The organism is Chryseobacterium sp. FH2, assembly GCF_001045455.1.
In the GTDB taxonomy this organism is placed as follows: domain Bacteria; phylum Bacteroidota; class Bacteroidia; order Flavobacteriales; family Weeksellaceae; genus Chryseobacterium.
The window spans coordinates 86,901-111,406 of record NZ_LFNE01000001.1 but is presented as its reverse complement, the minus strand read 5'-3'; the positions used below and the strand labels follow the sequence as shown (position 1 = coordinate 111,406).

The following is a 24,506-nucleotide window of genomic DNA, read 5'->3' as shown; positions in this document are numbered from 1 at the left end:
TGTTTACAAAATTTTTACCTGCAATTTTCAAATATTACAAATGATTCAGTTGCAACTTTGGGATAAGCAAAACATTAAAAATCAACATTATGAAAACTACTTATATAAAATTGTCACTAGCAAGCATGCTTTTATTAGGAATTTATTCATGTAAAAAGGGAGAAGCAGCTGTTTCAGATACGGAATATAAAAGCTATGCAGAATCAGATTCGGCAGCAGTTATTGTTTCTGACAGTGTCTCTTCTGCAGCAACGATGAAAGTTAAAGATAAACAGTTCATCAAAACTGCAGGTGTAAACATGGAAGTGAAAGATGTATACGAATCTACAATTTCTATTGAAAAATCGGTTCAGGAATTGGGTGGATTTGTGACAAAAAGTAATTTGAAGACTAATGTAATTTCAGAAGATATTTACAATACATCAAACGAAAATGCAGTGCTGGTGAAAAAATTTCAAACAGAAAATAGTATGCAGGTGCGTGTTCCGGCAGGTAAATTAGGTGAATTTTTAACCTTAATTAATGATAAAAAGCTTTTCCTGAATTCAAGAATCATTATTGCCGAAGATGTGACAGCAAGTATAAAATATGCAGAGCTTGAGACTCAGAGAAATAAAAAAAACAACGAAGATATTGCTCAGATGAAAGTGAATAAAGACAAAGTAAACATGAGCAATGACAATATGAAAGAGGGAAATCAGCAACAGTTGGAAACCATGAATGTTGCTGATAACATCAATTACAGTACTGTTGATATTTACATTAAAGAACCGAAACTGCGTATGGCAGAAATTGCGATTACCAATACAAAAAATATAGATAACAAATATAAATTCAATTTTATATACAGCGCAAAAACAGCTTTTGTAGAAGGATATTATCTGATCCAGAAAATTATTGTTGGGTTAATCATGATTTGGCCAATATTATTAATCTCAGCAGCTGTTATTTATTTTTTAGGAAAAAGAAAATATTTCAAAAAGGCTGATTAAACCTGATTCAAATTAAAGCTATCCTAACCTTTTGGTTATCAACATAATTTTAAATTTTACAACCTTCGTTTTGTGCGGAGGTTTTTGGATTTGGTAAGAAATACATTAAATTTTGAAGATTTCCATATTTCTTATCATTTTGAGACATTCACCCCATTCATTTTTTCCTTAAATTTGCAAATTAAAATATAATAACGGAGTTTATTTTAATTAAAATGCTCCTAAATTCTTTAATTAAGCCTGAATTATGCTGTCAAAAATAAATCCTAAACAAACAAATAGCTGGAAAGCTCTTGATGAACATTTTGGAAACAATGATTTCGATTTGAGAAGCCTTTTTGCCTATAATCCTAATCGTTTTGAAGAATTTTCTTTACAAAGAAATAATTTTCTTTTTGATTATTCTAAAAATCTTATCGATGCAAGAACAAAAGAGCTTTTATTGAGCCTTGCGGAAGAATGTCAGTTGAAAGATGCAATTTCTAAAATGTTTTCCGGGGATAAAATCAATGAAACAGAAGGAAGAGCGGTTTTGCATACTGCTTTGAGAGACTTTTCTGATAAAGAAATTTTAGTAGACGGAGAAAATATAAAACCGCAGATCAAAAGAGTTCTTGACCACATGAAGGCTTTCTCAGAAAGTATTATCTCAGGAGCCCACAAAGGTTTCAGCGGAAAAGAAATCACAGATGTCGTTAATATTGGAATCGGGGGTTCTGATTTGGGACCTGTGATGGTGGTGTCTGCTTTAAAACATTTTAAAACTAGGTTAAACGTTCATTTTGTTTCTAATGTGGACGGAAATCATATTGCAGAAGTTGTTAAAAATTTAAATCCTGAAACAACTTTATTTATTATTGCTTCCAAAACGTTTACCACTCAGGAAACAATGACAAATGCCAATTCAGCAAAAAAATGGTTCTTAAAGGCTGGAAATCAGGCGGATGTGGCGAAACATTTTGTAGCTTTGTCTACTAATGTTCAGGCAGTTAAAGACTTCGGGATTGCAGAAGAAAATATCTTCGAATTCTGGGATTGGGTTGGCGGAAGATACTCACTTTGGAGTGCAATTGGTTTAAGTATTGTGCTTTCAGTTGGCTATGAAAATTTTGAACAGTTATTAAAGGGAGCTTTTGATACTGACCAGCATTTCCAAACTGCGGATTTTTCTGAAAACATTCCGGTATTAATGGGACTGTTAGGAATTTGGTATCGTAATTTCTATGCTGCAACTAGCTATGCAATTCTTCCTTATTCTCAATATTTAAACAGATTTGCAGCCTATCTTCAACAAGGTGATATGGAAAGTAACGGAAAATGCGTTGACAGAAACGGTGAATTTGTAGAATATGAAACAGGGCCTATTATTTGGGGAGAACCTGGAACAAACGGACAACACGCCTTCTATCAATTAATTCATCAAGGAACAGAACTGATTCCTGCAGATTTTATTGCTTACGCAAAAAGCTGTAATGAAGTTTCTGATCATCAGGATAAATTATTAGCCAACTTTTTTGCTCAGACTGAAGCACTTGGGTTTGGAAAGACAGAAGAAGAAGTTGAGGAAGAATTAAAAAATTCCGGAAAATCTGATAAGGAAATTGACTTTTTATTAAACTATAAAGTCTTCCATGGAAATACACCTACTAACTCTATATTATTCAAAGAATTAACTCCGTTCTCATTAGGACAGTTGATTGCAATGTATGAGCATAAAATTTTCGTTCAGGGAGTTATCTGGAATATTTTCAGTTTCGACCAGTTTGGGGTAGAATTAGGGAAAGTTTTAGCAAACAAAATCTTGCCGGAACTTGAGAATAATGAGACAGTTAACTCTCATGACAGTTCAACCAATGGGTTGATCAATTATTACAAAGGAAATAAGTAAATTGAAAGTAAATATCTAATAAAAAGTAAAATGGCAGAAATTCTTGACGGATTAAAAGTATCTAAAGAAATAAAAGCAGAAATCAAGGTTGAAGTTGAAAAAATCCTTGGAAGCAAAAAAAGAGCACCACATTTGGTAGCCATTCTTGTGGGAAACAACGGGGCGAGCAAAGCTTATGTAAACGCTAAAGTGAAAGATTGTGAAGAAGTAGGATTTCAGTCTAGCTTAGTTAAATTTCCAAGCACGGTTTCTGAATCTGAATTATTGGAAAAAATCGATGAATTGAATAAGTCTAAAGCAGTTGACGGTTTCATCGTTCAGTTGCCTTTACCGGATCAGATTGATCAGGAAAAAATCATTAACGCGATCGATCCAAGAAAAGATGTTGACGGTTTTCATCCTGAAAACTTCGGGAAAATGGCATTGGAAATGGATACTTTTTTACCAGCCACTCCCTTCGGAATTTTAACATTATTAGAAAGATATAATATTGAAACGAAAGGTAAAGACTGCGTAATCATTGGAAGAAGTAAAATCGTAGGAAGACCAATGAGTATTCTGATGGGAAGAAAAGATTTTCCCGGAAACTCCACTGTTACTCTTACGCATTCGTATACTAAAGATATCGAAGAATATACTAAAAAAGCAGATATTGTGATTACGGCTTTAGGAGATCCACACTTCTTAAAAGGGGAAATGATCAAAGAAGGAGCGGTAATTATTGACGTGGGAATTACGAGAGTAGATAATGATTCCCCAAAAGGATATTACCTTGCAGGTGATGTGGATTTTGACAGCTGTGCTGCAAAAGCAAGCTGGATTACACCGGTTCCAGGAGGAGTTGGGCCTATGACAAGAGCTATGTTGATGAAGAACACCATCATTGCTTACAAGACTTCAGTCTATAATGACTAAATTTAAAATGAATAAAGAAGAAGATATTTTATTAAAAGAAGGTAAAATGCTCCCTGTAATGGAGCATTTTTACACTCTTCAGGGAGAGGGAGCGCATACAGGAAAAGCATCTTATTTCATAAGATTGGGTGGCTGTGATGTTGGATGTCATTGGTGTGATGTAAAAGAAAGTTGGGATCCCAATCTGCATCCGCTAATGAGTACGGAAGAAATTGCAGAAACTGCGGCAAAGCATTGTAAAACAATTGTTTTAACAGGCGGAGAACCATTAATGTGGAATCTTGATATTTTAACATCCAGATTAAAAGAACTGGGATGCACTATTCATATTGAAACTTCCGGAGCTTATCCTATGAGTGGGCAAATCGACTGGATTACTCTTTCTCCAAAGAAAACAGGACTTCCGAAAGAAGAAATTTATGAAAAAGCGAGTGAGCTTAAGGTAATTATTTTTAATAATAACGATTTTAAATTTGCTGAAGAACAGGCTGCAAAAGTTTCTGAAAACTGCAAATTGTACCTTCAGAGCGAATGGAGTAAGCGTGATGAAATGTATCCGAAAATCACAGATTTCATCCTTGCAAACCCAAGATGGCAAGCTTCTGTTCAAACTCATAAATATCTTAACATACCATAAAAAATATGTATCTTAGATCCCCGTATTCGTTTATATAGTGATAGATGCAAAGAATTCGATACTCTAGATACCTGAAATCGATTATCATTTTGCTTGACCTTTTGGTTATTGCATCTATTTTTATATTCTTTTTTATAAGTCGAAACGAAGAATTAAAATACAATCAGGAATCTTGGTATCAAAATGCGTTTTCTCTGGCTTTGTTATTTTTGTTCTGGATGCTTCTGAGTGGCAGAACAAAAATTTATAATATCCCCAGAAATCTCACGTATACTTTATTTCTTGAACGGCTTTTAATACACTTTCTGTTATTTGTTTTTGGGGTTTTTCTTATTGGAAAAGTAAGTTACAATGCATTTTTCAATTCGGATATTTACTGGCTTTCGCTTTATCTGTTTTTCTTTGTTTCTCTGTCGAAATCACTTATCTATTTCGGAATCAAATATATCCGTAGTTTAGGTATCAATCACAGAAATATTATGTTTTTGAATGAAAACAGTTCTACAGAAATTTTAAAGAATATATTTAAAGACAGAAAAGATTACGGATACAAAATATTTGAATACAATACTGAGCTAGAATCAGAAAAGTTGATTGATTTTTGGAAGAAAAATGGTATTCATACCCTGTTTTTACCAACAGAAAACTCGCTTGATCAGGAAATTGAAGATAATCTTTTCAAATTAGCGGAAGAGAATAAAGTTCATATTTCATTGATTCCGAGTATTACTCAAACAGATTTTTTCCTTTATGATTTGGGATATATACAGACTCAGCCTGTTTTAAACCAGGCAAGATATCCCTTAGATTATTATTCCAATTTTTTATTAAAAAGAATCTTTGATATTGTTTTTTCAATCATTGTTTTAATTGGTATTTGTTCTTGGCTTTTTCCAATTATTGCAATTTTTATTAAAATAACATCAAAAGGGCCTGTTTTTTTCATACAGAGAAGATATGGTTTTCATGAAGAGGTATTTAATTGTTTCAAATTCAGGACGATGATTGTAAATGAAGAGTCTGCAACGAAAACAACCGCTGACAATGATTTGAGAATTACGAAAATCGGAAAATTTTTGAGAAAAACCAGTCTTGACGAAATGCCGCAGTTTTTGAATGTGTTGAGGGGTGAAATGTCGATAGTGGGGCCAAGACCACATATGCTGGCAGTAGACAATTATTATAAGCCGAAAATCGGGAGATACAGTTTAAGAAGTATGGTAAACCCCGGAATTACCGGCCTTGCGCAGGTAAACGGTTTGAGAGGTGACTCAGGAAATGTAGAAGTAGAAATGAAAAAACGTGTTTTAGCGGATGCTTTTTATGTTCGAAACTGGAGTTTTGTACTGGATTTGGTCATCATTTTGAAAACCATTTTCTTAGTAATAGGCGGAGACAAAAACGCAAAATAAATAATGCTTTAATAAAAAAAGTCTAATTTAGCAGAATGTTAAAAAAGTTTTTTACAGCGATAGGAGAATATATTATCCTTCTGGGAAAATCAATGCAAAAGCCTCAGAAAATGAGAGTCTTTTGGAAGCTGTTCATGAGAGAAATCAATGATTTGGGAGTCAACTCATTCGGGTTGGTGATCTTTACATCTATATTCGTAGGAGCAGTAGTTGCGATTCAAATGTTTAATAACTTTGATGCTTCTTCTTTTCCTATTCCGCCATCATTTGTAGGATATGCTACTAAAGCCGTATTGGTTTTAGAATTTGCCCCTACCATTATCAGTTTGATTCTGGCGGGAAAGGTGGGCTCATATATTGCTTCAAGTATTGGGACAATGAGGGTTTCCGAACAGATTGATGCCTTGGATATTATGGGGGTAAATTCACCCAACTTTTTAATACTTCCTAAAATTATCGCATGTGTGATTTTCAATCCTTTACTTATTGCAATAAGTATCGTGTTCGGTATTCTGGGAGGATATATTGCCGGAATGTTAACAGGAAACTGGACCCAGTCTGATTATATCACCGGTATCCAAATGTATATGCCCAATCTTTTCATGTATTATGCATTTACTAAAACTGCAGTTTTTGCATTTATTATTGCAACCGTTCCATCATACTTTGGTTATACCGTAAAAGGAGGTTCACTGGAAGTGGGTAGAGCAAGTACACAGGCGGTGGTTTGGACGATGGTATTCATCATTCTTTCCGAATTATTATTAACCCAATTAATATTAAGCTAATGATTGAGGTAAAAAATTTAAAGAAAAGTTTTGATGAAGTTGAAGTACTTAAGGGAATTTCAACCTCTTTCGATAAAGGAAAGGTAAACTTAATTATCGGGCAGAGCGGGTCAGGAAAGACCGTTTTTCTTAAAAGCCTGCTGAATGTTTATCAGCCATCATCAGGAGAAATTCTTTTTGACGGAAGGAATATTAATGTGATGAACAGGGAGGAGAAGCAGGAACTTCGTGCAGAAATCGGAACTGTATTTCAGGGAAGCGCTTTATTTGACTCTTTAACAGTGGAAGAAAATATTATGTTCCCGTTGGATATGTTCACCAATTTGACATACAGGGAAAAGAAAAGACGAGTTTTTGAAGTAATCGGAAGAGTGCATTTAGATAAAGCCAACAGAAAATTCCCATCTGAAATTTCCGGAGGGATGCAAAAACGTGTGGCTATTGCAAGAGCGATTGTAAATCATCCTAAATATTTATTCTGTGATGAACCAAACTCAGGTCTTGATCCCTATACTTCAAATGTAATTGATGATCTTTTACTTGAAATCACAAAGGAATACAATACTACGACTATCATCAACACTCACGATATGAACTCTGTAATGACGATTGGTGAAAAGATCGTTTACCTGAGATTAGGTATCAAAGAATGGGAAGGAAATAAAGACATTTTGATTACAGCGGGCAATAAAAATCTTATTGATTTCGTTTATTCATCAGAACTTTTTAAAGAGCTGAGAGAATATTTACTTGAGAATAATAAAACTATTGATAATACGATAACAAAAATAGACGATAATGAAAAAGGTACTTAGTATAGCATTAATCGGGTTTTCAATATTTGCATCTGCTCAGATTTCTCTTGCAGGTAAAGCAAATTTAATATTTCCAACGGGTTCTCCTTCTTGGAAAAATATTAAAGGAACAGTAAATGATGCCATAGAAGGAAGTGGAAAAAACAATGCAGGTTTTAATGTAGGACTTTCATTAAAAGTACCACTACCGGGCTCATTGTTTGTGATGCCGGAATTGTATTACACTCATTTTAAAAATGAATTTACCACTGACGAAACAACTTTCGATATCAAAAGCAATCGCGTAGATTTACCTGTACTTTTAGGATATAATCTTTTAGGTAATACTTTGGGGGTGTTTGTAGGTCCGGTTGCTAGTTACAATCTAAGCAAAGAAGATACTTTTAATGACTTTAAAGAAAACTCAAGAGATAATTTTACCGTAGGTTATCAGTTTGGAGCACAGTTTGAAATCAAAAAACTGATTCTTAATGCAAGGTATGAAGGTGCATTCAGCAAAGATTCAAGAAAATTTATAAGAACAGTAGCTGGTTCTGAACAGGAAATAAGATACGATAACCGGCCAAATTTATTTATGGTAGGCGTTGGCTATAAGTTTTAAATAATTCGAAAATAACAACTATAAAAAATCCTCAAGTCTTAGATTTGAGGATTTTGCTTTTGAGACTCAAGCTCTGCTTCGCGTTTTGCAATTTCTGCGGCTTGTTTTTCGAGCTCTTCTTTATCTTTTTGTAATTGCTTAAATTCTTTTCTTTTTTGATCAGCTTTGATGGCGCTTCCTTTACTTACATACCCTACCAATCCGCCAATGATAAGCCCGATCCCGATACCTCCCATAACTCCCATGATATGAGGCAATCCAATTTCTTTAGCCGTAAAACCATTAGTCGTCAGATAAAAAAGTAAAATCGATATAGCTAAAAGTATAAGTCCGGTAATTGATAAACCTTTCATAATATTGTGTTTAAATGATTAAATTAAAGCCTTACCAAATTTAGTGAAAATTTAATAAGGCTATATTCAAGATTAAAAATTCTAATTTATAATTTTCCCCCTGCAGCCTTATAATATTCTAAAGCCTTTGGCAAATCTTTATTGATATCTGCAATTCTTGTTTCAGGATTCGGGTGGGTAGATAAGAATTCCGGTTGTCTGGAACCCGTAGCAGCGCTTTCCATTCTATTCCAGAAAGGAATTGCCTCTCTAGGGTCATATCCAGCCATTGACATAAGGTATAATCCCATTTCATCCGCTTCAGACTCCTGATTTCTACCATATTTTAATAAAGCAACCTGGGAACCGATAGGATAAACTTTTTCAAAAACACTTGCCCATTGGCCATTAGAAATTGTTCCTCCTAAAATTTGACCTCCGTATTGGGCAACCATTGCCTGAGAAATTCTTTCATTTCCATGACCCGCCAAAGCGTGAGAAACCTCGTGTCCCAATACTACTGCAAGACCATTATCATTTTTAGTAATGGGTAAAATTCCTGTGTAAACAGCAACTTTTCCCCCTGGCATACACCAGGCATTCAGTTCACTGCTTTGCAGGAGATTAAATTCCCAATTATAATTTGCTAAATCTGCACTTCTTCCAATGCTTTGATAATATTTTTCTGCTGCTGATTTTATTCTGCTTCCAACACTTACTACTCTTTTTGCATCTGCCGTTCCGGTTATCACCTTGCCTTTTGCCAATGTAGTTTTATATTCTTGTGAAGACATGGTAAGTATCTCAGAATTATTTGCTAATTGCAAAGAAGACCTCCCTGTGATAGGGTTTGTAGTACAAGCTGCAACTGACAGAGCCATTGCTCCTATTCCTAATAAATGTGTTATTTTCATAGTTTCGAGTGTTATTAATTCATCATTTACAATTTCTATTCCAAAAGTTTCTTGATACGATATATTTGCATACATTTTGCTATTTAAATTTAATAATTATTTTAATGTCATGAAAAAGTATATTTCAATTATATTCGTTTTGGGATTTTTATTATTTTTCCAAAGCTGCACTGCACAGAATATGGATCCTCAAACAGTAACAAATCTTGTGACTTCTAAGGATTTTTCATTCCATGCAGAAAGAGCTACACCTACAAACTATGATGTAATCAACGTGATGAATTCAATGCCGAATTCTACATCTACAAGAATTTTAGATCTCTCGGGAAGCAATTATAGTATTGATTTGAAAAAAGATAAACTTGAGGTTGTTCTGCCTTACTTCGGAAGAGTTTTTAATCCGTCTTACGGAAATACAGATAAAAACGGTTATAGATTCACCTCAAAAGATTTTACGGTAAACAGTATCCAGGGTAAAAAAGGAAAATGGATCGTAACGATTAAAGTAAAAGACGTAAGTACAGTAGACGAAATTACCATTGAAGTTTTCAAAAACGGAAAAGCATTTACATCTATTAAAAGTAACGACAGACAGCCAATTTCTTATGACGGATATATTTCTGAAAATGAAGAGCCTAAGGAAAAGCTTTAATTTGTAGATGAGGGATATGAGGTTTAAAAATCTTGAAAACGAAATTCTAATCTCTAAAAAATTTTTCAACAAATAACTTTGCTTCAGTACTTGGATTTGAAACCATTGCTGAAGCATTTTTTTTGTGCTGAAGATAAGCTTCTTCCAGAGATTCGTTTCTTTTCATCATAGCCAAAATATATTCCTGAACCCAATACTCATAACGTTTCTCTGCCTGTTGAGTCCGTACCTCGTCAAAACGGCGAGTTTTCTTTTTCAGGCTGATAAATTCATGTATTTTAGTATAAATTTCATCCAATCCTTCATTATGTAAAGCCGAACCGAGCAATACAGGAACCTTCCAGTCTTTTTCTTTTGGAGGGATGAAATCTAGAGCCCGTTTTAATTCTAATCTTGTGTTTTTTGCTTTTTGAATATTATCCTGATCAACTTTATTAATGAAAATTAGATCGACCATTTCCATAATTCCACGTTTGATACCTTGAAGCTCATCTCCACCTCCGATAATTTTTAAGAATAAAAAGACGTCGGTAATATCTGCTACTAAAACTTCTGATTGTCCTACACCAACTGTCTCAATTAAAATATAATCATAACCTGCAGCTTCGCAAATCATCATGGTTTCGAATGTTGTATTGGCAACACCTCCCAAAAAACCTGAACTTGGGGAAGGGCGAATGAAAGCATTTTCTTCTTTTGCTAATTCTTCCATTCTGGTTTTATCGCCTAAAATACTTCCTTTGTTAATTGCCGAGCTCGGATCGATCGCCAAAACAGCTACTTTTTTGCCATTCGAAATTGCCAATCTTCCGAAACTTTCTATAAAAGTTGACTTTCCGGCACCAGGGACTCCTGTAATGCCGACCCTGACTGAATTTCCGGTAAAAGGCATTATCTTTTTTAGAAGCTCTTCGGCCTGAAGCCTGTGTTCAGCTTTTTTACTTTCAACTAACGTAATAGCTTTCGCAATCAGGCGTTTATTGCCTGATCGTATTCCTTTGATGAGTTCGTCGGTAGAAAATTTCATTAATTCAAAAATATGAAATTAACCTTCAAAATCCCACAAAACTATCCCTTAATTTTATTTCTTCTAAATTAAAACTACGTTTGATTTCATCAATGGCAATGGGAATTTGTTACATTTGTTATTAATCAAAAGTAAGAAACATGAGAAAAATAATCGCTGTAGCATCATTCACTGCTGTTTTGTTATCATCCTGTACACCAAAAACTCAAACAGCCACTGCTCCAACGGGACCTGCAACTTCTACTGCTGCACAGATTGCACAAGGAAAAACAATTTTTGAAAATTCTTGTGGAAGATGCCACAAATTGCCGGATCCAACGGCTCATACTTCTGTACAATGGGTGGGAATTATGAATTCTATGGCTCCAAAAGCAAAACTTACAGATGAGCAACATCAGTGGGTTTATGATTATATTGTTTCTGTGGAAAAATAATCACTTAAAAAAATATTATTATGAGAAAATTGATTTTAGGTATGATTCTAGGTTCTGTATTCATGATTTCATGTGGCCCCAAAAGTGTCGCTGTAACCGGCCCGAAATATACTTCCACCGAACAGCTTACTCAAGGGAAAACCATTTTTGAAAATTCGTGCAACAGATGTCACAAATTACCGGATCCTGCAAAACACGACGATCAGGGATGGATAAAAACGTTAAGCAGGATGGCTCCAAAAGCTAAACTAAATGATGACCAACATCAAATGGTGTATGATTATCTAATTTCAGCAAATAAAAAATAGGCTTTCTTCTGAAAGTCTTTTTTATGTTAATTCTATTCCCAAACCTGATTTTTCGGATAGGATAATTTTGCCTTTTTCGACAAAACTTCCGGTAGCATAGTCATTGGAAATAAGGTTTGCTCCGTCTAAATCTGCATAATCAGCCAGCCCTGCCAAAACGCAGGCGGCCGAAATTCCTACTGTTGACTCCGTCATACAGCCGATCATAATTTTGTAGTTTAATTCTTCCGCCTTTTTAATCATTGCTAAAGCTGGAGTTAATCCTCCACATTTCATGAGTTTGATGTTGATGCTTTTATAATAAGGTATTAATTCTTCTAAAGAATGAATATTTTGACAATCTTCATCAGCCATCCAATTCGCAGAACCTTCCTTTTTTAAAATTTGATAATGATCAATAGGCCTCGGCTGTTCCAGATAAGAAAATTTTTGAATTTTGTGGTTTTCCTGAAGCCAGAGACAATCTTCATCAGTAAAACTTGCATTAGAATCCAGAGCAATATTTTGATTTAATTGTAAAAGTTTTTCAACGTGGGTTTTATCTAAGCCTTTGCATTTTACCTTGAATTTATTCCAGGTGCTATTTTCTATTTTTTGGATTTGTTTATCAATCTCACCGATGGAAATTGTGATTGAACTTTCAACTAGATTTTCAAAAGGCAGACTATTTAATTCAATAAAACTTTTATTTTCCAGCTTACCGAATAGATCCCAATACGCACAATCTAATGCAGAAAGTAAAAAAGGATGCAGATTTAATTTAAATAAAAACTTGAAAAAATCTTTTGGATAAACAATTTTTTGAACTTCAATTTTAGACTGAATTTCCTTTAATTTTAAAACAAAATTTTGAAGATTAATCTGATAATAATCTATCGCTACACATTCTCCATAGCCCTTACGGTTTTGATGAGATAGCTCCACAAGCAGCACTTCTCTTTTGTTATAGCTTCCGTAAGCAATTGAAAAAGTTTCTTTTAACCGAAAATGTTTTAATTCAAAGTGTAATTCCATAAATAAAGTTACAAAAAAGGAGACTTATTTTGTCTCCTTCTTCTTTTTAGCTGTTTTTTTCTTTGACCTTTTGGGCATTTTCTCTTTGATGAGTTTTTCCTTATTCTTCAAAAAAGCCAGCATTTCCTGGTCATAAGTAAAAATCTTAGCTTGTTTTAAAGCTTCCAAAGCATTTTTATAATCCATTTTTATTTCAAATAGATACGATTTTTGGATTAAGATCCTGCATTTGTCGATTCCTTTTATGTTTAAAGAATAATTGATCAGTTTTTCAGCTTCCAGCAAATCTTCGTTATCCAAAAGACATTTGATATAATATTTTGGCGTGTTGAGGTTCGTCACATCACATTGCATCGCTTCTTCAAAATAGAGTTTTGCTTTTTCGTAATCGATGAGCATTTCGCTGTAGATTCTTCCCATCAGACAAAGCGAATCCGCATCTTCCGGGTCGTAAGAAAGCGCATAGTTCAATGCTTCCAGGCAATCCGGCAAACTGTAAGGATAATTATCCAAAACTTCGAAATAATATTTACTTTTAGTTAAGGTCATTTCTGTAGTTTTTTAATTCGTTTTTCAGAATATTTCTTTCTTTTTTGAAAGATTTTTCCTGATGATTCTTTTTAAAATCTGTTCCTGAAAATGTTCGGACTGGATTTCCTCTTTGAACATTCAAATGATTGTTCCACGTTTCCTGCATTAGTTTTTCCAATTGCTGAATATGAAATTCCATCACTTTTTCTTTGAGTCTGATGATAGAAAGTTTCTTATTTTCCAATTGCGAACGAGAATCCTGCACGAAAACACTTTGCCCGGTTTTCGGATAGGTTGCGCGAACTGCAGTTTCCACTTTATTCACGTTTTGTCCGCCACTTCCCTGGCTTCTCATCGTCTGAAACTGAATATCTTTTTCATTAAATTCAATTTTCGCCAAACCTTCCAGTTCGAAAATCCCGATAAACCAGTTGCTTCTTTTGTGTAGTTTTCTGAATGTGCTTTTCCCAATCCAGCGAATGCTTCCCAACCACGATTTTAGAAATTCATTTATATTTTTCCCTTTTAAAAGTAATGTCGCAGATTTCAACGTTAGGTTTTCATCGCCGTTTTCACGGTGGATGATTTCGTAATCGATGTGATTGTGTTTTGCTTCCTCAAGGAAAACCTTCAGAACTTTGGCAACTACCCATTGACATTCTAAAGGTCCTCTTCCTGAGGTGATTTGTATTATTTTGTCCATTGTTTTTTTTGATTTGTTTTTTGTCATTCTGAACGAAGTGAAGAATCTCTGAATTTCAATTGAGATTCCTCCTTCACCGGAATGACAAAAAGTGAAGTTTATTTATCCATCCTCACAATTCGAGGCTGAAAAGTTCCGAGAATATCAACCAATTCGCTTTGTGCATTCATCACTTCGTTGATATCTTTATACGCCATCGGAGCTTCTTCCGCATTTCCGCCCATCAAAGTGACATTCTTTAGTTTTAATTCTTTTTTGATGTCATTTTGAGTGAAACGATTTCTGCATTCTCCTCTCGAAAAAGCCCGTCCTGCTCCGTGTGAAGCCGAGTTCAGCGAATCCGGATTTCCTTTTCCTCGGACGATGAAACCTTTTGCCGTCATCGAGCCGGGAATCATTCCCAACTCGTTTTCATTAGCGGGAGTTGCGCCTTTTCTGTGAACTACCACTTCTTTTCCGTTGTGGGTTTCTTTCCAGGCGAAGTTGTGATGGTTTTCGATTCTGGCTTTCACTCTTCCGCCGACTGCCTTTACCAATCTTCTGTGAATATCGTCGTGACAAGCCGAAGCGTAATCTCCAGCAAGATTCATCGCCGTCCAGTATTCTAAACCGAGATGCGTGTTCAAATCCAGCCAGGCGAAATTTTGCGCTTCTTTCGGCAACGGACATTGTTCGGTTGCCACTCTCGAATAATACTGAGCGATTTCTGCCCCCAATCCGCGTGAACCACTATGAGAAAGGATTCCGAGATATTTCCCTTTTGAAAGTCCGATTTGTTCGTCTTCTTCCGTGATTTCCACTTCCCCGAATTCCACAAAGTGATTTCCGCCTCCGGAACTTCCCATTTGTTTGATGGCTTTTCCTTTTAATCTTCTCAAAATCGGAATTAAATCGAACGTGTCTCTGTCGAAAATTTCGTGTTCGATGTGAGATTTATGCGTTTCGTACATCCCGAATTTAGTGTGCTCGGCAAGCGCTTTTTCATATTTATCTCTTGCTCCATCCAGATATGAAATTGGGGTATCCAAAATACTGAGACTCATTCTGCAGCCAATATCCATTCCGACTCCGTAAGGAATTACGGCATTTTCAACTGCCAAAACTCCGCCGATTGGAAGTCCGTAACCGCTGTGTGCATCGGGCATCAAAGCTCCTTGCGCTGCAATTGGCAGTTTCAAAGCTGTGTACAATTGGTTTTTTGCTTCATCGGAAATACTGTTTCCGAAAATCTGGAAGGAGGCTCGATTTGTATTGAGCATTCTTTTCTCGGTTTTCTTTGATGAAAGCAAAGCTTCTGCGATTTGCCCGAAGGTTAAATCTTTCTCAAAGCTCTCCGGATTTTGCTGGATTTCTTTTAAAAGAGATTTTACATAATGAATATTTTTGGTTGCAAAATTTCTTTTCATCACTTCCAGAGCAATGTTGACACTCTGATTGTTTGGATACCCTAATTTTAATATATCTTTTCCTTTTAGTTTTAAATTTCCCATCTTTTTAGATTTTAGATAATAGATGTGAGATGATAGACATTCCCACATCGAATATTTTCTCAACTATACTTTTAGTTGATTGTTTGTTGTCACGATATTTTTATGACAAATGTTGAATTAAAGTTGGAATTCCTAGCCCCGATTGCAGCGGCATCCTTTTTCTGCGTTGGCTTGAAAAAAGCGTTGGCCAAAAAAGATATAGCGGAAAGCGGGATTAAGCTCCTAAAAATTTGATTTCGGGGAAACGTTTTGAGTTTGAAATATTGCGCAATAAAAAACCCGAAATCTTACGACCTCGGGTTTTGATATTTCATTATACTGTTATTCTAAGAATGTACCAAACCACGAAGCCTTACCACCATAAGTGGTAAACCGATAGGGGAAATATGATCAAATTTGAACATTGCTTCGTTGTTTTTTAATGGTTAAACTTTATTTTTCTGGTGCAAAGATATATTATTTTTCTAATTTGCAAAAAAAATTACAAATCCATACTATTCATCTTGCTGACCATCAGCCCTAAAACTCTTCCGATGGGATTTCTCAGAATCCTGGGCTTAGACGGAGTTACTTTTCAATCGCAATGTCGATTACTTCTTCCATTTTATTGACATAATGTACTTTAAGATTTTTTAAGTAATCTTTTTTTATTTCTTCTACATCTTTTCTGTTGGCTTCGCAAAGTATGACATCAGTGATGCCTGCTCTTGTAGCTGCCAAAAGTTTTTCTTTGATTCCGCCAACAGGAAGTACTTTCCCTCTTAGAGTGATCTCTCCTGTCATAGCAAGATGGGATTTTACTTTTTTATTTTTAAACGATGAAACCATCGAAGTCAGCATTGCAATACCTGCGGAAGGTCCATCTTTTGGGGTAGCTCCTTCCGGAACGTGAACGTGAATATTTTTCTTTTCGATATCTTCCTGAGAAATACCGAGTTCGTTATATTTTGCTTTGAGATATTCTAAAGCGATTGTAGCCGATTCTTTCATTACAGTTCCTAAATTCCCTGTCATGGTTAATCCACCTTTTCCATTGCTTAAAATACTTTCAATGAATAAGATATCTCCACCAACACTTGTCCAGGCAAGCCCGGTGACAACTCCGGGAGAATCTGTAATTTCAGATAGGCTTTTCGGTCTTGGAACCCCTAATATTTCATCAACTTTTTCAATCGAAATTTTAGAATCGTATTCTTTCAACAAAGCTGTCTGCAAAGCTACCCAGCGGGCAATTCCTGCAATTCTTTTCTCTAAATTTCTTACTCCGCTTTCAGAGGTGTGCGCTTCGATGATATGTTTTAATTCAGGATTTCCAAGTTTGAATGATTTTGAATCCAAGCCGTTTTCTTCCTGCTGTTTTTTGATTAAATGCCTCTTTGCAATCTCTATTTTTTCTTCCAGTGTATAACCGGCAATCTGGATGATTTCAGTTCTGTCCAAAAGTGGAGTTTGAATTGTGGAAAGTGAATTTGCCGTTGCAATAAACATCACTTTGGACAAATCATAACCCATTTCTAAGAAATTGTCGTAGAAAGATTTATTTTGTTCAGGGTCAAGAACTTCTAAAAGCGCTGAACTTGGATCTCCATGAAGACCTTGTCCTATTTTATCAATTTCATCTAAGACAATTACCGGATTGGAAGTTCCCGCCTTTTTGATAGACTGGAGGATTCTTCCTGCCATTGCGCCAATGTATGTTTTTCTGTGACCACGAATTTCACTTTCGTCATGAAGACCTCCCAAAGATAATCTTACATATTTTCTTCCAAGAGCATCTGCAATCGATTTTCCTAATGAAGTTTTACCAACTCCCGGAGGCCCAACGAGCAGTAGGATAGGAGATTTCATGTTATTTTTTAATTTTAAAACAGCCATGTGCTCCAAAATTCTTTTCTTGATATCTTCTAAGCCGAAATGAGCTTTATCTAAAACTTTTTCAGCTTTTGCAATATCAAAAGTGTCTTTCGTATAGGTTTCCCAAGGAAGTTCTGTGAAGAAATCCAAGTAATTTCTTTGAACATTATAATCCGGTGAATTTGGATTTTGACGCTGCAATCTTCCAATTTCTTTTTGAAAGTGTTCTTCAACTTCAATGCTCCATTTCTTAGATTTAGCTTTGTTAATCAAATCTTCAACATCACCTTCTGGCCCGCCTCCAAGTTCTTCCTGTATGGTTCTGATTTGTTGATTTAGAAAATATTCTCTCTGCTGCTTATCAAGATCCTTAGATGTTTTTTGATGAATCTGATTTCTCAACTCAAGTTTTCTGAAATCTTCATGCATCATTTCATAGCATTTACTGGCTCTTTCCGTCACGCTTTTTTCTTCAAGCAATTTTTGTTTTTCCGTAGATGGAAAATTAGCATTTGTGCAGATGAAGTTTAATAAATCATCATTGTTATTAATGTTTTTTATTGCAAAATTAGCCGCGTTGGGGATGTTTGGATCAAGCTCAATGATTTTTAAAGCCAAATCTTTCACATTTTCCAATAATGCTTCGTACTCTTCCTGATTCTTAGGTTTCGTGTCTTTTAATTTTGAAATTTCAGCTTTAAAATAGGGTTGAGTTTCAACATATTTTTTTACCTTAAATCTGTAAAAACCTTTGGTAATTGCTGTAATATTGCCTTCAGGAAGTTTTATTATTTTAATGATTTTTGCCAATGTTCCGACCTGATACAGATCTTTATCAGAAGGTTGTTCCAAATCTGAATTTTTCTGGCTTACTATACCTATAAAATCTCCGTTTTTCTGAGCTTCTTCTAAAAGTTGTATTGATGCTTTTCTGCCTGCTGTAATAGGAATTACCACATTGGGGAACATTACCATATTTCTTACAGGAAGTATAGGGAATACTTTTTGCTCGGAATTTTTTTCTGTTTCCGACAGATCAGAAAGATTGATTTCTTCAGCCACAATATCAAACCCATCGCTAATCATTTCCTCTAAACTAATATCTTCAAATTCTGTCATAGTTAATAGAATGACAAATTGTCATTTCCGTTTTAATTCATTAAAGTGAAATCTCACAATATGCTCTGAAAATATATAACATATTATGGTATGCTAAATGGCACAATACTTATGCCATTTGTTTTTTACTAAAAAATACGGTCAAAATTTCCTTTTTTAAATAAATTAAATTTAAAAATTAAAATAAAGAACCAGGATTTCCGTAATTTCTTAAAAATGTGTATTTTCGCAAACTGATAAAAAACTATAATTTATATAATGGCAATTTTAGGACAAATTAGGAGTAGACCTTGGCTTTTGATGGGAGTAATTGCACTGGCGCTTTTGGCGTTCCTTGTAAACCCGGATAGTATTGATAAGGTTTTTGGTAAAAATCCTGATGTTTTAGGAAAAGTAAATGGCGAAAAAATTACCCGTGAGGAGTTTAATGACCAGCTTTTCGTATTACAACAGCAAGCTGATCAGCAAGGTCAACCAAAAAATGGTCTTGAAGAGCAAGCTTGGCAGTTATTGGTACAATCTAAGCTTATCAAGCAGCAGTTTGAGAAGATGGGCTTTGAAATGACGGATGATTATTTCTGGAATCAAATTCAGTACGATCAAATGTTTGCTCAGAATCAACAGTTCTTTGATGAGAAAGGTAACTTCAAAACTCAGGAGCTTAAAAAACAAATCGAAGATTTAAAAACAGCGAGTCCGGAAGGATATAATCAATGGTTGAAAACAAGAAAAACTATTGAGTATAGATTGATGGCAAGACAGGTGTTTGCAAATATTTCTGCTGGTGTTACTACCGGTAAAAAAGAAGCAGAGGAATTAATGAAGCAAAGAGATCAGCTAGCTGATATTGATTTTGTGAAAATTGATTACACTACTTATCTTCAAAAAAATAATATCAAAGTTACAACTGAAGATTTAGCCAACTACATCAAGGAGCACCCGGTGATGTTCAAAGCTGAACCAAGCAGGAATATTGGTATTGTATATTTTCCTTCTACGCCAAGTGCATCTGATGATGCTGCGGCTCAGAAAGAAATGACGAAATTATTCTCAGGAGGGACTGACGCAAGCGGAGGGACAGAAAACTTCCAGAACACTAAAAATGACTCTATGTTTGTAATGGCTAATTCTGATATGCCTTTCAATGCTCAGTATTTAAAGCCCAACCAATTGCCGCAAACTATTCAGGGACAGATTGCTTCTGCTGCTATCGGACAGACTTTCGGACCTTATAAAGAGCAAAACTTCTATGTAGTTTCTAAACTTTTAGATAAAAAGACTTCCGATTCTACATTGTCAAGACATATCCTTATTGCGTTTAAAGGGAGCCCTGCCGGTGAAGGTGTTACAAGATCTAAAGAACAGGCTAAGAAATTAGCCGATTCTATCGGAGCTGTTGTAAAAGCTAATCCTGCTAAATTTACAGAATTCCTTAAGCTTTCAAACGATCCAAATTCTGCTGCCCAAGGGGGTAGCCTGGGATGGACGACTCCTGAAACTCCTTTCGTACCGGAATTTTTACATTATTTGGCGAACAATCCTAAAGGTGCCACAGGTGTTGTGGAAACTCAATTTGGGTATCATATTATCAATATTGAAGATAAAAAACCAGGTTCGATGGCTTATAAAGTGGCTAACTTGGTGAAAGCCGTGAAACCTTCTGATGCTACAGAAGCGGCTACAGATAAAAATGCAAGAAGATTTATCCAGCAAGTACAAGGGAAATCTTTCAATGATTTTGTAAATATTGCTAAAAAAGGAAATTACCAGTTCTCTAACCCTAAACAAGCGAAAAGATTTGACGGTCAGCTTCAAGGTTTAGGTACAGACAAAGACGCTGAAATCTTGGCTTGGGCTTTCAATAAGAAGAGGGAAAAAGGAGATACAGAATTCTTTACTGTAGAAGGAACAGGAGATAAAATTGTAGTTTACTTAAATGGTAAGCAGGAAAAAGGTCTTGCAGATCCTGAATCAGTAAGAGATCAGATTGAAGTAATTGTTAAAAACAAATTGGCAGCAAAACAAATCTCTGAAAAAATTGGTAAAGCTGGTAGCTTAGACCAAATTGCTAAACAATTTGCCACTACAAAGCAAACAGCTCAGGTAAACTTATTAAATCCTTCAGTAGCCGGCGCTATGGAACCTAAAGTAGCTGGTGCGGCATTCGGTGTTGCGAAAGGGAAAATTTCTAATCCTATCGAAGGAGGAACAGGGGTGTACGTTTTGGTTAAAAAGAACGAAATCACAAACAAACAACCTGGAGATCTTAAACAATTTACAGAGTCTGTTACTCAGAGAAATGCAGGAATGTTTGGTCAGGCTTGGTTAAAAAGCTTACAAGACAATGCAGATATTGATGATTACAGAATTGAGATCTGGAATAAACTGGGAACTCAACAACAATAAGAATCTAATTTTTATTTTAAATATAAAAGCGGCAAAGTTTTTGCCGCTTTTTTTGTATTTAACGCAGAGCAATAAAGAAGAACATTAATTTAAAATGTACTATATTTGCTCATTAGAAAAAATTTAGCAAGTGAAGTTCAGTAAAGAATTAAAAGCTGGTGTAATCGCACTTTTAGCTATTGTAGGCTTTGTAGTATTATTTCAATTCATGAAAGGAAGAAGCCTTTTTACTACCGATAATATATTTTACGCAAAATACGATAACGTAGAAGGATTAGCTCAGTCTTCTCCGGTTTCTATCAATGGTTTAAAGGTGGGGCAGGTCGATAAGATCATTCCCCGTACTTCCAAGGATGGGAAGATAGATTTTGTGGTAAAAATTACTGTAGATAATGATTTTGAGTTTTCGAAAAACTCAGCACTTGAAATTTTCGAACCGGGATTAATGTCAGGAAAGGAAATGAGAATTAATCTTTCCTACGGAGGAGCAACAGCAAAAGATGGAGATACCTTAAAAGGGGCTTTCAGACTGGGAACTCTAGGAAGCCTTTCTTCACAGGTTGGTCCTGTAAAGGATCAGTTACAGACTGTTTTATATAGAGTTGATTCTTTAATGGCAAATGCAAATCAAGTGGTAAATGCACAGAACAGAGAAGAAATCAGAGCATTATTGGCTAATCTTAATAGAACGGTAGGAGCCTTACAAACAACAGCGGGAAGTGTGAATACTTTAGTTGGGCATAACGATCCAAAACTTCAAAAAGTACTGGATGATGCAAGCATTACAATGCAAAGCGGTAAGGTTACTTTAGACAAGTACGGAAACTTAGCTGAAAGTATTGATACTAAGAGGCTGAATGCAACCATTGCAAATTTAGATGCTACCGTTGGAAGGCTTAATCAGGTTATTGGGGGAATTGATAACGGGCAGGGCAGTCTAGGTAAGCTGATGAAGGATGAGCAGTTATATAATAATTTAAACTCTGCATCTACAAACCTGAATTCATTAATAGAAGATATGAAAGCAAACCCGAAAAGATATATCAATTTTTCGGTTTTTGGTAAGAATAATAAAGACTAAACTAATAAACCATGCAATATCTTGATAATATTATTTTTCTGATCTTATTAATTGCAGGTTTTGGGCTTTTTGCAAAAAGTCTGCAAAAGATATATAGAAACATCAGGTTAGGACGTGAGATCAACCGAAATGACAAAAAAGGAGAGCGCTGGGAAACTATGGCACGAGTTGCGATGGGACAGAGTAAAATGGTGAAACGCCCCGTAGCAGGTATCTTGCACCTTTTTGTTTATGTAGGTTTTGTTATTATTAACATTGAATTATTAGAAATCATTGTTGACGGAATATTCGGCACACACAGGTTTTTATCTTCTATTTTAGGTCATAGTTTTTATAATTTCTTCACGGCAACATTAGAAGTTTTGGCACTCTTAGTTGTGATTGGAGTAGTCGTATTTTTCATACGTAGAAATTTTTACGGAGTGAAAAGATTAACGATGAAAGAACTTTTCGGGTGGCCTAAACACGATGCAAACTGGATTTTGATTATTGAATTTGCTTTAATGATGGCCTTTTTCAAAATGAATGCCTCAGATTGGGTGCTTCAGCAAAGAGGACTTCTTCCGGAACATGGAAATTTTCCGATAAGCTCAACTCTTTTAGGCCCGATTTTCAATAATTTTGGTGATGGATTTTTATTCTTTACGGAAAGAGCTGCTTGGTGGTTTCACTTTGTTGGGATTCTGTTCTTTATGAATTACCTTTATTATTCGAAACATTTGCATATCATTTTAGCTTTTCCAAGCACTTGGTATGCAAATTTGGAGAAAAAAGGAAAATTCAACAATCTGGAGTCCGTTACCAAAGAAATTAAATTAATGATGGATCCCAATGCAGATCCTTATGCTGCTCCGGCAGAAGGAAGCGAAGCAGAAATTCCTTCTAAATTTGGTGCAGAAGATATTTTTGATTTAAACCAGGTTCAGCTACTAAATGCCTATTCCTGTACAGAATGTGGCCGATGTACTTCTGTATGCCCTGCAAATATTACAGGTAAAAAACTTTCTCCTAGGTTGATTTTAATGAAAACGAGGGATCGTCTGGAAGAAGTCGGGAGAAATATAGATAAAAACGGAAGCTTCGTTGATGACGGTAAAAAACTTCTGAACGACTATATCACAAAAGAGGAGCTTTGGGCATGTACTACATGTAATGCTTGTACAGAGGCCTGCCCTGTGTTGCTTGATCCTCTTTCTATTATTTTCGAAATGAGAAGATTCCTGGTAATGGAGCAGTCTGCTGCACCACAGGAACTGAACCTGATGATGACAAATGTAGAAAATAATGCAGCTCCATGGCAGTATAACCAGGCAGATAGATTAAATTGGGCAAATGATTAACATTTTTGATCATGCAATGGTTTTAGGCTTCATAGAAAAGAATAATCTTGAAATTAAGTTTCCTTTTATTTACTTATTACGGTAATTGGATTTTAAATTTCAGTGTAAGCTCTTTCCTGATAAATATATTTCCCGGAAATTTTTGTTATAGAAGGTTTAGGGTGCATGATTTAAATATTTTTAAAAAGTTTAATTCCTCGGAATTTTTTTGTTCCCGCCTGTAAAATTTGTGTTCTTTTACTTTTTGTTTCAGAGTTTGGTACTGAATTTTTCATTTATGAGCTGTCAGGCAATACTAAATGATCAAAAAATAGAAAGATTTATAAAAAATTATTTAAATAAAATTCATAATACAAATGGATTTCAATATAAAAACAATGGCAGAATATGCTGCCGAAGGAAAATCACCAGAAGTTTTGTTTTGGGTTGGCTGTGCGGGAAGTTTTGATGACCGTGCAAAGAAAATTACGAAAGCATTTTGCAAGATACTTAATAAAATAGGAGTCGAGTTTGCCGTTTTAGGACAGGAAGAAAGCTGTACGGGTGATCCGGCAAAACGTGCGGGGAATGAATTTGTTTTCCAGATGATGGCTCTTACAAATATTGAAGTCCTAAATGCTTATGAAGTAAAAAGAATCGTAACGGCTTGTCCGCATTGTTTTAATACACTTAAAAATGAATATCCCAGCTTAGGAGGTAATTTTGAAGTAATTCATCATACTCAATTCCTTAAAAAACTCATGGAAGAGGGCAGATTGAAAATTGAAGGAGGAGCTTTTAAAGGGAAAAAAATTACTTTCCATGACCCTTGTTACTTGGGAAGAGCAAACGATGAATATGAAGCTCCAAGAATGCTTTTAGAAAAGCTGGATGCCGAGCTTGTTGAAATGAAGCGTTGCAAAACAAATGGGCTCTGCTGTGGAGCTGGAGGTGCGCAGATGTTTAAAGAACCTGAAAAAGGAAATAAAGACATTAATATCGAAAGAACGGAAGAAGCTCTGTCTTTTGAACCGAAAGTAATTGCAACAGGCTGTCCTTTCTGTAATACAATGATGACAGATGGTGTGAAACATTTTAATAAGAATGAAGAAGTGGCTGTAAAAGACATCGTAGAGCTCCTTGCTGAAGCAGAAGATTTATAAAGGTAATTTATTGAAAAATATATAAATAGAACTCAAGAATAATCTTGGGTTTTATTGTTTAAAAAAAGCATAAGTCAATTATAATTCATAATTTTATACTTTAAATTTATC

General features: G+C 35.2%; 23 protein-coding genes. 15 read left to right on the top strand and 8 right to left on the bottom strand.

What is annotated here, in order from left to right; all coding sequences use genetic code 11:
- The first annotated feature begins 89 nt into the window (after positions 1 to 89).
- The 8 genes from ACM39_RS00570 to ACM39_RS00535 all read left to right on the top strand — a co-directional run bounded on the left by ACM39_RS00570 (position 90) and on the right by ACM39_RS00535 (position 8,048).
- Complete coding sequence (locus ACM39_RS00570; RefSeq protein WP_048509077.1) at positions 90 to 992, top strand: DUF4349 domain-containing protein; 903 nt, start codon at positions 90 to 92, stop codon at positions 990 to 992.
- 247 nt (positions 993 to 1,239) lie between these two features.
- Complete coding sequence (gene pgi / locus ACM39_RS00565) at positions 1,240 to 2,880, top strand: glucose-6-phosphate isomerase (RefSeq protein WP_048509076.1); 1,641 nt, start codon at positions 1,240 to 1,242, stop codon at positions 2,878 to 2,880.
- Between the two features lie 30 nt (positions 2,881 to 2,910).
- Positions 2,911 to 3,795: a bifunctional 5,10-methylenetetrahydrofolate dehydrogenase/5,10-methenyltetrahydrofolate cyclohydrolase gene (locus tag ACM39_RS00560; RefSeq protein WP_048509075.1), complete on the top strand. Its 885-nt coding sequence runs from the start codon at positions 2,911 to 2,913 to the stop codon at positions 3,793 to 3,795.
- A 7-nt stretch (positions 3,796 to 3,802) separates the two neighbouring features.
- Entirely contained in the window at positions 3,803 to 4,432 is a 630-nt protein-coding gene (locus ACM39_RS00555) for a 7-carboxy-7-deazaguanine synthase QueE (protein WP_048509492.1), read from the top strand.
- 44 nt (positions 4,433 to 4,476) lie between these two features.
- Positions 4,477 to 5,844, top strand: a complete 1,368-nt coding sequence (locus tag ACM39_RS00550; protein WP_048509074.1) for an exopolysaccharide biosynthesis polyprenyl glycosylphosphotransferase — start codon at positions 4,477 to 4,479, stop codon at positions 5,842 to 5,844.
- 35 nt (positions 5,845 to 5,879) lie between these two features.
- Positions 5,880 to 6,632, top strand: a complete 753-nt coding sequence (locus tag ACM39_RS00545; RefSeq protein WP_048509073.1) for an MlaE family ABC transporter permease — start codon at positions 5,880 to 5,882, stop codon at positions 6,630 to 6,632.
- Positions 6,632 to 7,447: an ABC transporter ATP-binding protein gene (locus ACM39_RS00540; protein WP_048509072.1), complete on the top strand. Its 816-nt coding sequence runs from the start codon at positions 6,632 to 6,634 to the stop codon at positions 7,445 to 7,447. Before ACM39_RS00545 ends, ACM39_RS00540 begins: the two co-directional genes overlap by 1 nt.
- Positions 7,431 to 8,048, top strand: a complete 618-nt coding sequence (locus ACM39_RS00535) for an outer membrane beta-barrel protein (protein WP_048509071.1) — start codon at positions 7,431 to 7,433, stop codon at positions 8,046 to 8,048. The genes ACM39_RS00540 and ACM39_RS00535 overlap by 17 nt, the downstream gene beginning before the upstream one ends.
- 38 nt (positions 8,049 to 8,086) lie before the next feature.
- Here ACM39_RS00535 and ACM39_RS00530 read toward each other — a convergent pair whose 3' ends face one another.
- Both ACM39_RS00530 and ACM39_RS00525 read right to left on the bottom strand, forming a co-directional pair.
- Positions 8,087 to 8,401, bottom strand: a complete 315-nt coding sequence (locus ACM39_RS00530) for a hypothetical protein (RefSeq protein ID WP_048509070.1) — start codon at positions 8,399 to 8,401, stop codon at positions 8,087 to 8,089.
- Between the two features lie 86 nt (positions 8,402 to 8,487).
- The gene (locus ACM39_RS00525; RefSeq protein ID WP_048509491.1) at positions 8,488 to 9,294 is read right to left on the bottom strand and encodes a M48 family metallopeptidase; all 807 of its coding nucleotides are present in this window, start codon (positions 9,292 to 9,294) and stop codon (positions 8,488 to 8,490) included.
- Positions 9,295 to 9,403: 109 nt separating this feature from the next.
- On the opposite strand from ACM39_RS00525, the gene ACM39_RS00520 reads away from it, so the two are divergent.
- Positions 9,404 to 9,946 (top strand): DUF4251 domain-containing protein, encoded by a 543-nt coding sequence (locus tag ACM39_RS00520; protein WP_048509069.1) that lies wholly within the window; start codon positions 9,404 to 9,406, stop codon positions 9,944 to 9,946.
- A 46-nt stretch (positions 9,947 to 9,992) separates the two neighbouring features.
- Here the strand turns inward: ACM39_RS00520 and meaB are convergent, their stop codons facing one another.
- Positions 9,993 to 10,973, bottom strand: a complete 981-nt coding sequence (gene meaB / locus ACM39_RS00515; RefSeq protein WP_048509068.1) for a methylmalonyl Co-A mutase-associated GTPase MeaB — start codon at positions 10,971 to 10,973, stop codon at positions 9,993 to 9,995.
- Positions 10,974 to 11,113: 140 nt separating this feature from the next.
- On the opposite strand from meaB, the gene ACM39_RS00510 reads away from it, so the two are divergent.
- A complete protein-coding gene (locus ACM39_RS00510; protein ID WP_048509067.1) occupies positions 11,114 to 11,407 on the top strand; it encodes a c-type cytochrome in 294 nt (97 codons plus the stop codon).
- Positions 11,408 to 11,427: 20 nt separating this feature from the next.
- Positions 11,428 to 11,715 (top strand): cytochrome c, encoded by a 288-nt coding sequence (locus tag ACM39_RS00505; protein WP_048509066.1) that lies wholly within the window; start codon positions 11,428 to 11,430, stop codon positions 11,713 to 11,715.
- 21 nt (positions 11,716 to 11,736) lie between these two features.
- Here the strand turns inward: ACM39_RS00505 and ACM39_RS00500 are convergent, their stop codons facing one another.
- The 5 genes from ACM39_RS00500 to lon form a co-directional block, all read right to left on the bottom strand.
- Positions 11,737 to 12,729 (bottom strand): enolase C-terminal domain-like protein, encoded by a 993-nt coding sequence (locus ACM39_RS00500; RefSeq protein ID WP_048509065.1) that lies wholly within the window; start codon positions 12,727 to 12,729, stop codon positions 11,737 to 11,739.
- 24 nt (positions 12,730 to 12,753) lie between these two features.
- A complete protein-coding gene (locus tag ACM39_RS00495; RefSeq protein ID WP_048509064.1) occupies positions 12,754 to 13,278 on the bottom strand; it encodes a hypothetical protein in 525 nt (174 codons plus the stop codon).
- A complete protein-coding gene (gene prfH, locus ACM39_RS00490; protein WP_048509490.1) occupies positions 13,265 to 13,963 on the bottom strand; it encodes a peptide chain release factor H in 699 nt (232 codons plus the stop codon). The genes ACM39_RS00495 and prfH overlap by 14 nt, the downstream gene beginning before the upstream one ends.
- Before the next feature lie 98 nt (positions 13,964 to 14,061).
- Entirely contained in the window at positions 14,062 to 15,453 is a 1,392-nt protein-coding gene (locus tag ACM39_RS00485) for an RtcB family protein (RefSeq protein WP_048509063.1), read from the bottom strand.
- A gap of 567 nt (positions 15,454 to 16,020) precedes the next feature.
- Complete coding sequence (lon, locus tag ACM39_RS00480; RefSeq protein ID WP_048509062.1) at positions 16,021 to 18,426, bottom strand: endopeptidase La; 2,406 nt, start codon at positions 18,424 to 18,426, stop codon at positions 16,021 to 16,023.
- Positions 18,427 to 18,684: 258 nt separating this feature from the next.
- Between lon and ACM39_RS00475 the strand changes: the two genes are divergently transcribed.
- From ACM39_RS00475 to ACM39_RS00460, 4 genes are all read left to right on the top strand, one after another.
- Positions 18,685 to 20,832, top strand: coding sequence for a peptidylprolyl isomerase (locus ACM39_RS00475; RefSeq protein WP_048509061.1), 2,148 nt, complete (start codon positions 18,685 to 18,687; stop codon positions 20,830 to 20,832).
- 130 nt (positions 20,833 to 20,962) lie between these two features.
- Entirely contained in the window at positions 20,963 to 21,913 is a 951-nt protein-coding gene (locus ACM39_RS00470; protein ID WP_048509060.1) for an MlaD family protein, read from the top strand.
- Positions 21,914 to 21,924: 11 nt separating this feature from the next.
- Positions 21,925 to 23,253 (top strand): (Fe-S)-binding protein, encoded by a 1,329-nt coding sequence (locus tag ACM39_RS00465; protein WP_048509059.1) that lies wholly within the window; start codon positions 21,925 to 21,927, stop codon positions 23,251 to 23,253.
- A gap of 356 nt (positions 23,254 to 23,609) precedes the next feature.
- Positions 23,610 to 24,395 (top strand): (Fe-S)-binding protein, encoded by a 786-nt coding sequence (locus ACM39_RS00460; protein WP_048509058.1) that lies wholly within the window; start codon positions 23,610 to 23,612, stop codon positions 24,393 to 24,395.
- Positions 24,396 to 24,506 lie beyond the last annotated feature (111 nt).